The following is a 13438-nucleotide window of genomic DNA, read 5'->3' as shown; positions in this document are numbered from 1 at the left end:
TTCGAATTCTCGGTACAAACCGAACGTCACGCCGGCTCGGCTTCCTTGGCGCGCTCGGCGCGCTTGCGTTCGTTCGGGTCGAGCAGCGTCTTGCGCAGGCGGATCGACTTCGGCGTCACTTCGACGAGTTCGTCGTCCTGAATGTATGCGAGCGCCTTTTCGAGCGTCATGCGGATCGGCGGCGTCAGGCGGACGGCTTCGTCCTTCGACGTCGTGCGAATGTTGGTGAGCTGCTTGCCCTTGAGCACGTTGATCTCGAGATCGTTGTCGCGCGTGTGCTCGCCGACGATCATGCCGCGATAAACGCGTGCGCCCGGCTCGATCATCATCGGGCCGCGATCTTCCAGCTTGAACATCGCGTAAGCGACCGCTTCGCCTTGTTCGTTCGAGATCAGTACGCCGTTGCGGCGGCCGGCGATCTCGCCCTTGTACGGCGCGTAAGCGTGGAACAGGCGGTTCATGATCGCGGTGCCGCGCGTGTCGGTGAGCAGTTCGCCCTGATAGCCGATGAGGCCGCGCGTCGGTGCGTAAAAGACGAGGCGCGTGCGGCCACCGCCGGACGGCCGCATCTCAATCATGTCGGCTTTACGCTCCGACATTTTCTGCACGACGACGCCGGAGTGTTCCTCGTCGACGTCGATGACGACTTCTTCGATCGGCTCTTCGAGTTCGTTCGCCTCGTTGCGACGGAGCAGCACGCGCGGACGCGAGACGGAAAGCTCGAAGCCTTCGCGGCGCATCGTCTCGATGAGAATGCCGAGTTGCAATTCGCCGCGGCCGGCGACTTCCATCGAGTCGCGTTCCGTCGATTCCGAAACGCGCAACGCGACGTTGCCTTCGGCTTCGCGCAGCAGGCGGTCGCGGATCATTCGGCTCGTGACCTTGGAGCCTTCGGTGCCGGCGAGCGGCGAGTCATTGACGCGGAACAGCATCGCGAGCGTCGGCGGATCGATCGGCTGAGCAGGAAGCGGGCCTTCGATTTCGGGAGCGCCGATCGTGTGCGCGACCGTCGCGTTCGGCAGGCCCGCGATGGAGACGATGTCGCCGGCTTCGGCTTCGTCGAGCGAGACGCGCTCGAGGCCGCGGAAGGCGAGAATTTTCGTGACGCGGCCGTTCTCGATCAGCTTGCCGGTATGATCCAGGACTTTGACGTTCTGGTTCGGCTTCACGATGCCGGAGGTGATGCGGCCCGTGATGAGGCGGCCGAGATACGGGTTCGCTTCCATGATCGTGCCGAGCAAGCGGAACGGACCTTCTTCGGTCTTCGGCTCCGGCACGTGGTTGAGCAAGAGATCGAACAGCGGCTGCATGCCCTTGTCGGTCGGGCCTTCAAGGCTATCCGCCATCCAGCCCTGCTTGGCTGAACCGTAGAGGATCGGGAAGTCGAGCTGCTCGTCGGTTGCGTCGAGCGCTGCAAAGAGATCGAACACTTCGTTGACGACCTGGGTCGCGCGTGCGTCCGGACGGTCGACCTTGTTGATCGCCACGATCGGCTTGAGGCCCATCTTGAGCGCTTTCGAGACGACGAACTTCGTCTGCGGCAGCGGACCTTCGGCGGCATCGACGAGGACGATCGCGCCGTCCACCATGTTCAGGATGCGCTCGACCTCGCCGCCGAAGTCGGCGTGGCCCGGCGTGTCGACGATGTTGATGCGGGTGTCCTGCCAGAGCACCGAGGTCGCCTTGGCGAGAATCGTGATGCCGCGCTCGCGCTCGAGGTCGTTGGAGTCCATCGCGCGCTCGGCGACCTTCTGATTTTCGCGGAAGGAGCCGGCCTGTTGGAGGAGGCGGTCGACCAGCGTGGTTTTGCCATGGTCGACGTGCGCGATGATCGCGACGTTACGAAGTTTCATCGGTTTTCCAGAATCTCGCGGCCCGGCCAGCGCGTCGCGCGGCCCGAGGCCAAAATTTGCTGCGCCGCAGTATCACGGGTGGCTGCAAACGGCAACCCGAACGCGTGTGGATTCGCGGCCAAAAATCCGTGCCTGCCGGATATTTAGCCGTAGTCTTGCCACCGTATCGCCCAGCTAGAGCGCAGGATGGTCAAAGGGGAACGAATTCAGCGCGGTAGGCTTGAACCAGCGTGTTTTGGGCTCAGGGACAGTTAAGAGGACATATTTGATGAGAATCTCCAAGGCGAGCCTGCTCGCCACCACCGTTATTCCGGCCGCATTATTGCTGGTTGCACCATCCATGACGCGCGCGCAGACGCAGATGGCGCAGGCGCCCGCCGAAGATCCGTCCAAGCCGAAGCCGCCGGGCCAGCGTCCGCCGCCTCCGGCCGGTCAGCCGCCGGCACAGCGCCCGGCCGCCCCGCCTCCGGCCGCTCGTCCGGCCCCGCCGCCGCAGGCTGCTCCATCCCAGCCGCCGGCACGGCAAGCGCCTCCGCCGACCGCCGCTCCTGCACAGCCGCCGGCACGACAAGCTCCGCCGCCGACGGCCCAGCCTGCGCGCCCGGCCACACCTCCGCCTGCGCGCGCCGAGCCCGCCCCTCCGCAGCGCCCAGCAGCTCCCCCGCAGGCTGCTCCGTCGCCGCAGCGCGCTCCAGCCGCCGCGCCACCGGCCGCTCAGGCACAGCCGCCGCGCGGAGAGCCGCAAGGCCAGCCGCCGGCCAATCGCGCCGGCCGTCCGGGTGGACCGGGCGCTCCTGTCGCGGGCGAACGTCAATCCCCTCCGGGCGCCGCTCCGAACGGAGAGCCGCCGGCACGTGCCGGCCGCCCGCAGGGTGGGCCGCCGTCAGCGCAGGGCACGCCGCCGGGTGGTCCGGCCGCTCAAGGTCAAACACGAGAGCCGCGTGATCCGAATGCGCCGCGCACCGGTCGTCCGGGTGGACCCGGCGCGCCGGGCACTCCGACGCCGCCGGCCGCACAAGGCCAGCCGACGCCTCCCGCCGCTCAGGGCCAGCCGGCCGCGCCGACAGCTCCGGCTGCGCGTGGCGCACCGCCTGCCGGGGCTCCGGCGCCGGGTCAGCCCGCTCAAGCTCAGCCGCCAGCCGGCGCTCCGGGCGCAACGCCTCCAGGCCAGCAAGCTCAACCTCCGGGCGCGACGCCTCCGGGTGGCCCCGCCGCGCGTGGCGGTCCGGCCGGTGCACCAGGTGCTCCGGGTGCCCCAGGTCAGCAAGCTCAGCCTCCGGGTGCACCGCCTGCCGGTGGTCCGGCCGCGCAAGGTCAGCCTCCGGGTGGCCGTGGTGGTCCGCCGGGCGGCCCGCAGCAGGCACAGCCGGGGCAGCCCGGTCAGCCGCCGGGTGCTCCGCCCGCGCAGCAGGCTCAGCCCGTCGCACAACCGCCCGTGCAGGTGCCCGGACAGGCGCGTCAGGCTGGTCCGCCGCCGGCTCCGCAGCCGCTCGTTGCCGGCGCCGCGCCGGTTCCGGTCGGCGCATCGGGACGTCCGCTCCGCCGCATGGACGAGATGCGCGGCGAGCGTCGTGAGACGACGGAAGGTGGCCGCACGTTCATTCGCGAGCCAGATCGCGTGATCATCCGCGAGGATGGCCGCACGATCGTGCGGCGCGATGAGTCCGCGCGTTTCCGCTACAACGCACGCGATGTGCGTCAGGAGCGCCGTGGCGATCAAAGCGTCACGATCATCGAGCGTCCGGACGGCACGCGCGTCATGACCTACACGGATCCGGACGGCCGCCTGCTGCGCCGTTCGCGCATGGGACCCGACGGGCGCGAGGTGGTGATCATCGAGAACCGCTACGACAATCGCTATTCAGGTCAGCGTTACGCCGGCAGCTACTACGTTGATCTGCCGCCGCCGCGCGTGCGAATTCCGCGCGAGCGCTACATCGTCGGCATGACGGCCGCGCTCGCGGCCGGTGCTGCCGGCGCGTATCTCTACGAGACGTTCGAGCAGCCTCCGGTGGAGCGTATCGAACGCGCTTACACGCTCGACGAGGTGCGCTTCTCGGCGCCGGTGCGCGCGCGTATGCCGCGCGTCGACATCGACACAATCAACTTCGATACGGGTTCGTGGGAAGTGCCACCGGATCAGATCGATCGTCTTGCCGATATCGCGGAAGCGATCAATCGCGCGATCAAGCGTAACCCGCAGGAAGTGTTCATGGTCGAAGGACACACGGACGCGGTCGGTTCTGACGTCGACAATCTGTCGCTGTCGGATCGCCGTGCCGAGTCGGTGTCGGTCATCCTCACGGACCGCTTCGGCGTTCCGGCCGAAAACCTGACGTCGCAAGGTTACGGCGCGCAGGATCTCAAGGTGCAGACGAGCGGCGCATCGCAGGAAAATCGCCGCGTTGCGATCCGCCGTATTACGCCGCTGCTCTCGGGCAATAGCGAAGGCGCCGGTCAGTAAGCGTCGCGTTAGCAAAAAAGAAAAGCGGGGCCTTGTGCCCCGCTTTTTTGTTGCGCTCGGTTAGCCAAGCTTCGGTTCGAGCTTCACCTGGAAGAGGTTCGCGTCTTCGACGTCGCGTAGCGTGACGGTCATCACCTCGCTCGCGCCATCGATCGCGACATGGCCGAAGAACTGCAAGCCGACCGTCGGCGGCTGGTTCTGCGCTTCGCCTTGCTTCGGGCCCTTATAGTAACGCTGATCAGGACCGAACGTGTTGTCGATGCCGCCGGGGCCGAAGCTGCCGGAATGCACCGGACCGGACACGAATTCCCAGAACGGCTCGAAGTCCTGATACTGCGCCTTGTTCGGGTCGTAGTAATTCGCCGCCGTGTAGTGCACGTCGGCGGTGAGCCACACGGTGTTCTTGATGCGCGCGTGTTTGATGAAGGAGAGCAACTCCGCGAATTCAAACTCGCGGCCCGCGACTGTGCCGTCGCCTTGCGCGACAGCTTCCGAGCCAACTTTCTTCACGCCGTCGTCGTACACGATGATCGACAGCGGCATGTCGGCGGCAATGACTTTCCACGTCGCGCGCGACTGCGTGAGTTCGCGCTTGAGCCATGCGATTTGTTCGCGACCGAGGAAGACGGTCTCCGGCCCTTCTTCCTTCTGCGCGTTCGCTCCGTTGCCGGCGCGATAGGTGCGCATGTCGAGGAAGAAGATGTCGAGCAGCGGGCCATAAGAAACTTTGCGATAGACGCGATTGGCTTCCTGCGGAGTCGCGGCGATCGGCATGTAGTCGTGGAATGCGCGGGCGGCGCGGGCCGCAAGCAGCGCGACGTTTTTCTCCGTATAGCGCTTGTCTTCCTGCAGCGATTTTGACGGCGACCAGTTGTTGGTCACTTCGTGATCGTCCCACTGCGCCAGCATCGGAACTTCCGCGTTGAAGGCGCGAACGTTACGGTCGAGCAGATTGTATTTGTAGTTGCCGCGGAATTCGGCGAGCGTCTCGGCGACTTTCGATTTGTCTTCGGTGACGACGTTCTTCCACAACGTGCCGTCCGGCAATTTTACTTCGGCAACGATCGGGTTGTCGGCATAGATCGTATCGCCCGAGTGGATGAAGAAATCTGGGCGATGCTTCGCCATAGTCGCATAGCAGCGCATGCCGCCGCGCGCTTCATCGATGCCCCAGCCTTGGCCCGCCGTGTCGCCGGTCCAGACGAATGAGATCGAACGCTTGTCCGCCGGAGCCGACTTGAAGCGGCCGACGACGGCTTCGCCGGTTGTGGTCGGGAATGACAGATCGAACGGCGTTGCGCGGAAGAAGATGTCTTGTCCGGCCGGCAGGTTTTCGATCAGTGCCTTCACGGCGAAGTCGCTTTCCGGCAATGCGTCGAGCGTGACTTGGCGGATGACGTTCTTGAAGCTGTCGGTGGTCGCAATGTCGAAGCGGATTTTCGACGGGCGGTCCGCGCGCGTCCAGACGACGCCGGAGCCGACCGAGGGATCGCCGGATTGCACGCCGTGCGAAATCACGGGACGCGCTTGCGCGAATGAGAGGCGCGGCATCGCGATTGCGGCCGCGCTGGCGGCAAGGAATGAACGGCGCGAAAGTCGGTTGCGAAGAATCATGGCGGCGTCCTGTTTCGAATGAGACGAAAGAGGAGATGCCGCGTCAGCCTAACAGGCCGCTGACGTCAACGCGACGGTGATGTGACAAGGAATGCGCGAAGTAGCCCGAATGAAGCGGCGGCGAAGCCGCGCGCGAAATCCGGGGCCATTTATCGCTTGTTTTCCCGGATTTTGCGGCACTGTGTGCCGCTCCACCCGGGCTACGAATGACGAATTACTTCCCGTCCATGCGCTTCTTGCGCTGGCCGAGCGTGCGCAGGCGCAGTGCATTGAGGCGGATGAAGCCCGCGGCATCGCGATGATCGTAAGCGACCGCGCCTTCCTCGAAGGTGACGAGGTCCTGATCGTAGAGCGAATACGGACTCTCGCGGCCAACGACATAAGCGCCGCCTTTGTAAAGCTTGAGGCGAACCTGGCCGGTGACGAGTTCCTGGCTCTTGTCGATCAACCCTTGCAAGAGCTCGCGCTCCGGCGAGAACCAGAAGCCGTTGTAGATCAGCTCCGCGTAGCGCGGCATCAGGTCGTCCTTGAGATGCGCGGCGCCGCGATCGAGCGTAATGCTCTCAATGCCGCGATGCGCAACGAGCAGGATCGTGCCGCCCGGCGTCTCATACATGCCGCGCGACTTCATGCCGACGAAGCGGTTTTCGACGAGGTCCAGGCGGCCGATGCCGTTGACCCGGCCAAGTTCGTTGAGCTTGGTGAGAAGCGTCGCGGGCGACATCTTCTTTCCGTCGATTGCGACGGCGTCACCCTTCTCGAAATCGACCGTGATGTAGGTCGGCTTGTCGGGCGCGGCTTCCGGATCGACCGTGCGCGAATACACGTAGCTCGGCACTTCGTCGGCCGGGTTCTCCAGCACTTTGCCTTCAGACGAGCAGTGCAGAAGGTTGGCGTCGACCGAGAAGGGTGCTTCGCCGCGCTTGTCCTTGGCGATCGGGATCTGGTTCTTCTCCGCGAAGGCGATCATCGACTCGCGGCTCTTGAAATCCCATTCGCGCCACGGTGCGATGATCTTGATGTCCGGCTTGAGCGCGTAGTAGCCGAGTTCGAAGCGGACCTGATCGTTGCCTTTGCCGGTCGCGCCGTGACACACCGCGTCGGCGCCGACCTTCTCGGCGATTTCGATCTGCTTCTTGGCGATCAGCGGACGCGCGATCGAGGTGCCGAGCAGATAGACGCCCTCGTAAACCGCGTTGGCGCGGAACATCGGGAAAACGTAATCGCGGACGAATTCCTCGCGCACGTCTTCGATGAAGATGTTTTCCGGCTTGATGCCGAGGAGGATCGCCTTGTCGCGCGCCGGGCCGAGTTCTTCGCCCTGGCCGAGGTCGGCCGTGAAGGTGACGACTTCGCAGCCGTATTCGGTCTGCAGCCACTTCAGGATGATCGACGTGTCGAGGCCCCCCGAATACGCCAGCACGACCTTCTTCACGTCACCTTTTGCCATATCATCCAAGGCCTTGCGGCCACCCTTCCGAATGCGTTGCCGGGCCGTCTCGGGGTCCAGCGAAAAATCGCGCGGACTATAGGGATTGAGCGAGTGCGCGCAAGCGCCTCGCATACTTGCGACATAAGTAATGATATCGTATATACGAATTCATCACCAATATGGAGTGAGCCATGGCTAAAGAAGCCGTGTTCACGATGAAGCTCGATACGGCTTTGCGCGATGAATTCATGGCAGAAGCACAAGCTCTCGATCGGCCGGCATCACAAGTGGTCAGAGAATTGATGCGAGAGTTTGTGCAACGCCAGCGAGAAATGCGGGAATATGACGAGTTCCTTCGCCGCAAGGTCGACGTAGCGCGTGCGTCGGCCCGCGCAGGGCGCGTGACGCCGAACGATCAAGTGGAAGCGAAATTCGCTGCAAAGCGGGCGGGGTTGGCGCGTAAGCCTTGAAGCTGTGTTGGACGCATGAGGCGGAAGAGGATCGTGCAGCGATCTTTGACTTTATCGCGTCCGATAATCCTACTGCTGCACAGCGAATGGATATCCGCTTCCGCGATTCCGTTGGTCGGCTCGCGATGCATCCAATGCTCGGGCGAGCCGGGCGTGTCGCGGGCACGCGCGAACTCATCCCTCACAAGAGCTATCGCATTGTCTATGAAGTAAAGGATGAGAGAATTGTCATCCTTGCGATCGTGCACACGGCCCGCATGTGGCCGCCGCTCCGATGACAATCACAATGTCGATTTCAGCCGCAGGTGGTCGAGGCGGTTGATCGATTTCACCGTGACGGGGCGATCGTCGCCGCCATGCTCAACCGTCAGCGGGACATCGACGCCGGCGGCGCCTTGGGCCCAGATCTTCCGGTAAAAGTCGGCTAGATCCTTCGGCTGCTCCCCAGCGACCTCGTTGACGATATCGCCGCGCACGATGCCGGCTTTCTCGGCCGGGCCGCCGGGTGTTACGCGGACGACGATGAAGCGGCCGCCGATCTCGCGAGTCGTCAGGCCGATCCACGGACGGCCGGAGCCGGCGACGCGCCCGTCCGCGATGAGATCGGCGAGGATCGGCGGCAAGAGGTCGATCGGCACGAACATGTTGCCGGGTGTGCGGCTGTTCTGCCCCGTGATGTCACCGATGATCAGCGAGCCGACGCCGACCAGTTTGCCGTTGCGGCTGACGAGTGCGGCCCCGCTCCAGAACGGATGCGGCGGCGTCGTATAGAAGGCGCTGTCGAGGAGATACTCCCACTCACCGGCGAAGCTGCGCTTCGAGACGACGCGCACCGGCAGCGCGCGGCCCGAGCCGCCGTAGCTCATCGCGATGACCGGCTCGTCTTCCTTGATGTCTGATGATTTGCCGAACGGCATCGCTTTGACGCCAAGCGGCTGCGACGCGCGCAGCAAGCCGAAGCCGGTGTCGTGATCGTAGCCGACGACGTCCGCCGAAACCGTCCGTCCCGTGTTTGTCGTAATCTGCGCGGAGTGGGCCTCGACCATTAGGTAGCCGATGGTGAGCACGAGGCCGTTGTCGTCGATGACGACACCTGAGCCCTCGCGCTCGCGGCCGAGATTTTCTCCCGTGCGCGCGTCCGGATTGATGAAGGTGCGAATCTGCACGACGGAGGCCGTGAGTTCGTCGACGGATTGCGCGGGCGCCGGTGTCAGCCAGACGATGAGGCTGAGCACGAACGCCAGAAATGCGCACATCAAACAACCGAGACGCATCGACGCCTCCAAGGATTTGGCGCAGCCTATCAGCCGCCTACGAAGAAACGCCAGACTGCTTCGGGCTGTTCCCACTGGGCATTGTGGCCCGCATTGGCGATCTTTTCGGCATGCGGGTCGACGCGCTGCATCGCATCAAAGAACATCATGGGGTCGCTTTCGCCGGCCGCGAGCCGTTTCGGCGCGGAGCAGAGATGGAAGAGTTGCTCGATATCGGGGCCGGCGCCGGCGAGCGCGCGGGCATCGAATGCGGTCCACCACTGACCGTTTTCCTCACGGACGCCGGCGAGTGCCTCCGGCGATTCCGGATCGCACTGGCCGAACATGCCGGCGACTTTGAGCGCGCGCTCAACCGCCTCGGCGCGTGTCGCAAAACCGCGCGCGGGTTTTGCCGCGATAGCGTGGCTTTGCGCGATCTCTTCGGCCGACCAAACGAGCTTCGCGCCGACGGATACGATGCGCGCCGGATTGACGCCGTACCATCCGGTGCCGACGAGCGCCGCGATGGCGCCACCGTAGGAATGACCGAGGATCGTCGCGTTCGGCGCGCCGATTTCGGCCATCAACTCTGCGACATCGGCGGCGAGCGTCGCGATGCCGTAGGGGCCTTCGCGCAGCGAGCGACCATGTCCGCGCAAATCCGGCGCGAACCAGCGGCCTTGCCAATTTTTTTCGACGAGCGGAAGAAAACGATGCCACGCGGCGGCATTCGCGCCCATGCCATGCAGCAGAATCAGCGCATCGCCATCGGCGCCGCCGTGTTCGACGTAAAGTTTGCGGCGCGAGACGAAATGCATTGTGATTGTTGTCCGGTTGAACGCGCGGAAACGATTTAGCTTTTCGCCGTATCGCGCAAGCCCGCGACGTTGACTTTCAGTCGTCAGGATCGATAGCGTCCCCGGCAATTCAACGAGGAAACACATGCCCAATAAATTGAAGACCGCCTGGCAAGCAGGCAAGGCCACCGTCAACGGCTGGGCCGCTATTCCGAGCGGATTTGCAGCCGAAATGTACAGTCGCGCCGGGTGGGACAGCGTCACCGTCGATATGCAGCACGGCATCCAGGATTATCTGTCCTGCGTTTCGTGCTTCCAGGGCATGCAGCCGTCCGGCGTGGTGCCAATGGTCCGCGTGCCGTGGAACGAGCCGGGCATCATCGGCAAGGTTTTGGACGCCGGCGCTTACGGCATCATCTGCCCGATGATCAACACGGAAGCCGAAGCGAAAGCGTTCGTGCAATACGGCAAATATCCGCCGCGCGGCACGCGCAGCAACGGCCCGATCCGCGCTGCGGTGTATGGCGAAGCCGGCGCGTATCAGACGACCGCGAATGACGAAATCCTGATGATCCCGATGATCGAGACGAAGAAGGCGATCGACAATATCGGCGCGATTCTCGATGTGCCGGGCATCGACGCGATCTATATCGGCCCGTCGGACCTCTCGTTCTCGCTCGGCAAGACGCCGAAGCTCGACGTCGAGGACGACGAGATTTTCAAGATCTACGAGATGCTTTTGAAGGAGACCGGCAAGCGCAACATTGCGGCCGGCATCCACTGCGGCGTCCCGGCTTATGCCAAGCGCATGATCAAGATGGGCTTCAAGCTCGTCACCATCGCGAACGACGTCGGCATCATGCTGAACGCGGCGAAAGCCGCCGTGACCGAGACGAAGAGCTAATCTTTCGCTCGATACTTTGAGATGCGCGGTGCTCCGAGCGCCGCGCATCCGTTCGAATAAAAACAAGAGGAAACCGATGCCCAAATTCACGGTCGTCACCCCGAAGGGTGCGAGCTTCACCACGGCCGGCGGCGGCTATGCGCTCGAAAGCGAGGCGCTGGAAGCAATCGGCGCCGAGATCGTCGAAGCACCGAACGACGAGGCCGGTTTCATCGCGGCGGCGAAGAACGCGGACGCGATCTACGCCAAGAGCATTCCGATGACCAAGGCGATCATCGATAGCCTCGAGAAGTGCAAAGTCATCTCGCTCGGCAGCGTCGGTGTCGATAGCGTCGACATCAAAGCCGCGACCGCGCGCGGTATCCCGGTCACCAACATTCCGGACACGTTCATCGAAGAGGTGGCGGATCACACCATGATGCTGCTGCTCGCCGGCTTCCGCCGTCTGATCGAGCAAGACAAAATGGTGCGCGAAGGCCGTTGGTCCGAAGGGCGCCCGGCGCTTCTGAAAATCCCGCGTCTTGCCGGCATGACGCTCGGCCTTATCTCGTTCGGCCGCGTCGCGCGTGCAGTGGCGCGGCGTGCGCAGCCGTTCGGCCTGCGCGTCATCGCTTACGATCCCTTCATCGAAGAGACGCTGATGTCGGAGCATGGCGTGCTGCCGGCGAGCCTCGGGGAAGTTTTGTCGCAGTCCGACTTCGTATCGATGCATGCGCCGGCGCGGCCGGAAGTGCATCACATGCTCGGCGAGCAGCATTTTAAGCAAATGAAGAAGTCGGCCATCTTCGTGAACACCGGCCGTGGCGCAACGGTCGACGAGGTGTCGCTGATCAAGGCGCTGCAGGAGGGCTGGATCGCACATGCGGCGCTCGACGTGCTCGAGAAAGAGCCGCCGTCGCACAATAACCCACTGCTGAAGATGGAAAGCGCGACGCTGACGGCGCACGTTGCGTCCGCATCGGCGCGATTCGACGAAGCGCGCAAGCGCCGCGTCGGCAACGAACTGGCGCTGGTTCTCTCCGGCAAATGGCCGATGAGTTGCGTCAATCCGGCCGCACTGCAAAAAACCGAATTGAAGCGCTGGCAGCCGGTTTCGATGGAGCGCGGTCCGAATAGCTGAGCTTTCCTGACGGCTTCGTGAAGTTACGGCCTGCCTGCGGCGGGCCGCCACAACATTTCGCCGTTGCGAACCGCTCGGCTTTGGTCCACGCTTCGTAACAGAAGACGTGCGTTAAGCACTGCTCAAATCGCGAATAGATTCCAAGGGAGGAACAACATGCGTGATTTTACCCGCCGCGATGCGCTCGCGCTCGGCGTTTCCGCCGCAGCGCTGGCCGCGACCGGCGCTAAGGCCCAGACTTCGAATGTCAAAGCGGCCAATGTGCCGACACCGGATCTGAAGATCGAAAGCGGCGCGACACTGCGCATGCTGCGCCCGGTCCGCTTCGTGAAGCCTGACGAAGACGTCTTCCGCGCCAACGCTGAGCGTTTTAAGGAAAAGACCGGCGTCGACGTGAAGGTCGACTTCGTCGGTTGGGAAGACATCAACCAGCAGACCGCCGTCACGGCGAACAGCGGAGCCGGCCCGGATCTCATCATCGGCTTCGGCGATGCTCCGCACATTTATCAGGACAAGCTCATCGAGCTGACCGACGTCGCCGAATATCTCGACAAGAAGTATGGCGGCTGGATGCGCATGGCGCAGCGCTACGGCAAGAAGCATGACGGCAAAGGCTGGATCGGCCTTCCGTTCGGCTCGTCCGGTGGCCCGCTGGTGTTCCGCAAGTCGATGATCAAGGCGGTCGGTTACGACACCGTGCCGGAAGATCACGACAAGCTCGCCGATCTCTTCGAGAAGCTGAAGAAGAGCCAGAAGCCGGTCGGCTTCGCGCTCGGCAACGCAGTCGGCGACGGCAACGGCTTCGCCAACTGGCTGATGTGGTCGCACAATGCGGCGCTGCTCGACGAAGAAGGCAAGGTCTCGATCAACTCGAAGGAGACGATCGCGGCGCTCACGTACCTGAAGAAGATCTATCCGAACTTCATCGACGGTACGGCATCGTGGGGCGACGTGTCGAACAACCGCGCTTACTCGGCCGGCGACATCAGCCTAACGTCGAACGGCGTGTCACTCTACTTCTCAATGAAGAACGATACGGCGCTGCAGGCGATCGCGGAAGACACCGACCATCAGCTGATGCCGAAGGGTCTCGCCACGACCGCGCCGATGGCCGGCCTCACGCTCAACGCGATGGTGTTCAAGCACTCGAAGTTCCCGAATGCGTCGCGCGCCTTCCTCATGTTCATGCTGGAGAAGGAACAGTATGAGCCGTGGCTCAACGCCAACAACGGTTATTGGGCGCAGCCGCTCGCGGCTTATGCCGATGCGGCTGTTTGGAACGGCGATCCGAAAGTGAAGCTGTTCAAGGATACGATGAACAGTGGCTTCTGGAACGGCTACAAGGGCCCGATCACCGCAGCGAGCGGCGCGGTCAACGCCGACTACGTGATGGTGCAGATGTGCGCCGCCGTCGCTACCGGCGCGGCAACGCCGGAGCAGGCCGCACGCGAGGCCGAGCGCCGCGCGCAGCGTTACTTCCGGCGTTAAACGACACGGGTCCGGCCGTTCGCGGCCGGGCCCACTTTTTCAG

Annotated in this window: 11 protein-coding genes; 6 read left to right on the top strand and 5 right to left on the bottom strand. The window is 63.7% G+C overall.

Going from position 1 to position 13438, the window contains the following annotated elements:
* Positions 1-26 precede the first annotated feature (26 nt).
* Entirely contained in the window at positions 27-1853 is a 1827-nt protein-coding gene (gene typA, locus GJW30_RS21845; RefSeq protein WP_096358462.1) for a translational GTPase TypA, read from the bottom strand.
* A 268-nt stretch (positions 1854-2121) separates the two neighbouring features.
* Between typA and GJW30_RS21840 the strand changes: the two genes are divergently transcribed.
* On the top strand, positions 2122-4317 hold the full coding sequence (locus tag GJW30_RS21840) for an OmpA family protein (protein WP_096358461.1): 2196 nt from the start codon (positions 2122-2124) through the stop codon (positions 4315-4317).
* 60 nt (positions 4318-4377) lie between these two features.
* On the opposite strand, the gene GJW30_RS21835 is transcribed toward GJW30_RS21840, so the two are convergent.
* Together GJW30_RS21835 and GJW30_RS21830 are read right to left on the bottom strand one after the other, a co-directional pair.
* Positions 4378-5931 carry an alkaline phosphatase D family protein gene (locus GJW30_RS21835; RefSeq protein ID WP_096358460.1) on the bottom strand — a complete coding sequence of 518 codons (1554 nt, stop codon included), beginning with the start codon at positions 5929-5931 and terminating at the stop codon, positions 4378-4380.
* 214 nt (positions 5932-6145) lie between these two features.
* A complete protein-coding gene (locus GJW30_RS21830; protein WP_096359001.1) occupies positions 6146-7381 on the bottom strand; it encodes an argininosuccinate synthase in 1236 nt (411 codons plus the stop codon).
* Positions 7382-7554: 173 nt separating this feature from the next.
* Between GJW30_RS21830 and GJW30_RS21825 the strand changes: the two genes are divergently transcribed.
* The gene (locus tag GJW30_RS21825) at positions 7555-7833 is read left to right on the top strand and encodes a CopG family ribbon-helix-helix protein (protein ID WP_096358459.1); all 279 of its coding nucleotides are present in this window, start codon (positions 7555-7557) and stop codon (positions 7831-7833) included.
* The gene (locus tag GJW30_RS21820) at positions 7830-8111 is read left to right on the top strand and encodes a type II toxin-antitoxin system RelE/ParE family toxin (RefSeq protein WP_096358458.1); all 282 of its coding nucleotides are present in this window, start codon (positions 7830-7832) and stop codon (positions 8109-8111) included. The genes GJW30_RS21825 and GJW30_RS21820 overlap by 4 nt, the downstream gene beginning before the upstream one ends.
* A gap of 3 nt (positions 8112-8114) precedes the next feature.
* Here GJW30_RS21820 and GJW30_RS21815 read toward each other — a convergent pair whose 3' ends face one another.
* Both GJW30_RS21815 and GJW30_RS21810 read right to left on the bottom strand, forming a co-directional pair.
* Positions 8115-9107, bottom strand: coding sequence for a S1C family serine protease (locus tag GJW30_RS21815; RefSeq protein ID WP_130364629.1), 993 nt, complete (start codon positions 9105-9107; stop codon positions 8115-8117).
* 29 nt (positions 9108-9136) lie between these two features.
* Positions 9137-9904 (bottom strand): alpha/beta fold hydrolase, encoded by a 768-nt coding sequence (locus tag GJW30_RS21810; protein ID WP_157746818.1) that lies wholly within the window; start codon positions 9902-9904, stop codon positions 9137-9139.
* Between the two features lie 124 nt (positions 9905-10028).
* Between GJW30_RS21810 and GJW30_RS21805 the strand changes: the two genes are divergently transcribed.
* The 3 genes from GJW30_RS21805 (at position 10029) to GJW30_RS21795 (ending at position 13395) form a co-directional block, all read left to right on the top strand.
* Positions 10029-10787 (top strand): HpcH/HpaI aldolase family protein, encoded by a 759-nt coding sequence (locus GJW30_RS21805; RefSeq protein WP_096358455.1) that lies wholly within the window; start codon positions 10029-10031, stop codon positions 10785-10787.
* Positions 10788-10863: 76 nt separating this feature from the next.
* Complete coding sequence (locus GJW30_RS21800; protein WP_096359000.1) at positions 10864-11907, top strand: C-terminal binding protein; 1044 nt, start codon at positions 10864-10866, stop codon at positions 11905-11907.
* 156 nt (positions 11908-12063) lie between these two features.
* Positions 12064-13395, top strand: coding sequence for an ABC transporter substrate-binding protein (locus GJW30_RS21795; protein WP_096358454.1), 1332 nt, complete (start codon positions 12064-12066; stop codon positions 13393-13395).
* Positions 13396-13438: the final 43 nt, after the last annotated feature.

This window comes from Variibacter gotjawalensis (assembly GCF_002355335.1).
GTDB lineage: Bacteria > Pseudomonadota > Alphaproteobacteria > Rhizobiales > Xanthobacteraceae > Variibacter > Variibacter gotjawalensis.
The sequence above is the reverse complement of the archived record's forward strand: the minus strand, read 5'-3'. Positions and strand labels throughout refer to the sequence as shown.

What these genes read in the sequence shown, in the direction of transcription:
- GJW30_RS21815 (WP_130364629.1), bottom strand. Translation starts at nt 9,107, where the DNA reads ATGCGTCTCGGTTGTTTGATGTGCGCATTTCTGGCGTTCGTGCTCAGC.
- GJW30_RS21840 (WP_096358461.1), top strand. Translation starts at nt 2,122, where the DNA reads ATGAGAATCTCCAAGGCGAGCCTGCTCGCCACCACCGTTATTCCGGCC.
- typA (WP_096358462.1), bottom strand. Translation starts at nt 1,853, where the DNA reads ATGAAACTTCGTAACGTCGCGATCATCGCGCACGTCGACCATGGCAAA.
- GJW30_RS21805 (WP_096358455.1), top strand. Translation starts at nt 10,029, where the DNA reads ATGCCCAATAAATTGAAGACCGCCTGGCAAGCAGGCAAGGCCACCGTC.
- GJW30_RS21795 (WP_096358454.1), top strand. Translation starts at nt 12,064, where the DNA reads ATGCGTGATTTTACCCGCCGCGATGCGCTCGCGCTCGGCGTTTCCGCC.
- GJW30_RS21800 (WP_096359000.1), top strand. Translation starts at nt 10,864, where the DNA reads ATGCCCAAATTCACGGTCGTCACCCCGAAGGGTGCGAGCTTCACCACG.
- GJW30_RS21835 (WP_096358460.1), bottom strand. Translation starts at nt 5,931, where the DNA reads ATGATTCTTCGCAACCGACTTTCGCGCCGTTCATTCCTTGCCGCCAGC.
- GJW30_RS21810 (WP_157746818.1), bottom strand. Translation starts at nt 9,904, where the DNA reads ATGCATTTCGTCTCGCGCCGCAAACTTTACGTCGAACACGGCGGCGCC.
- GJW30_RS21830 (WP_096359001.1), bottom strand. Translation starts at nt 7,381, where the DNA reads ATGGCAAAAGGTGACGTGAAGAAGGTCGTGCTGGCGTATTCGGGGGGC.
- GJW30_RS21825 (WP_096358459.1), top strand. Translation starts at nt 7,555, where the DNA reads ATGGCTAAAGAAGCCGTGTTCACGATGAAGCTCGATACGGCTTTGCGC.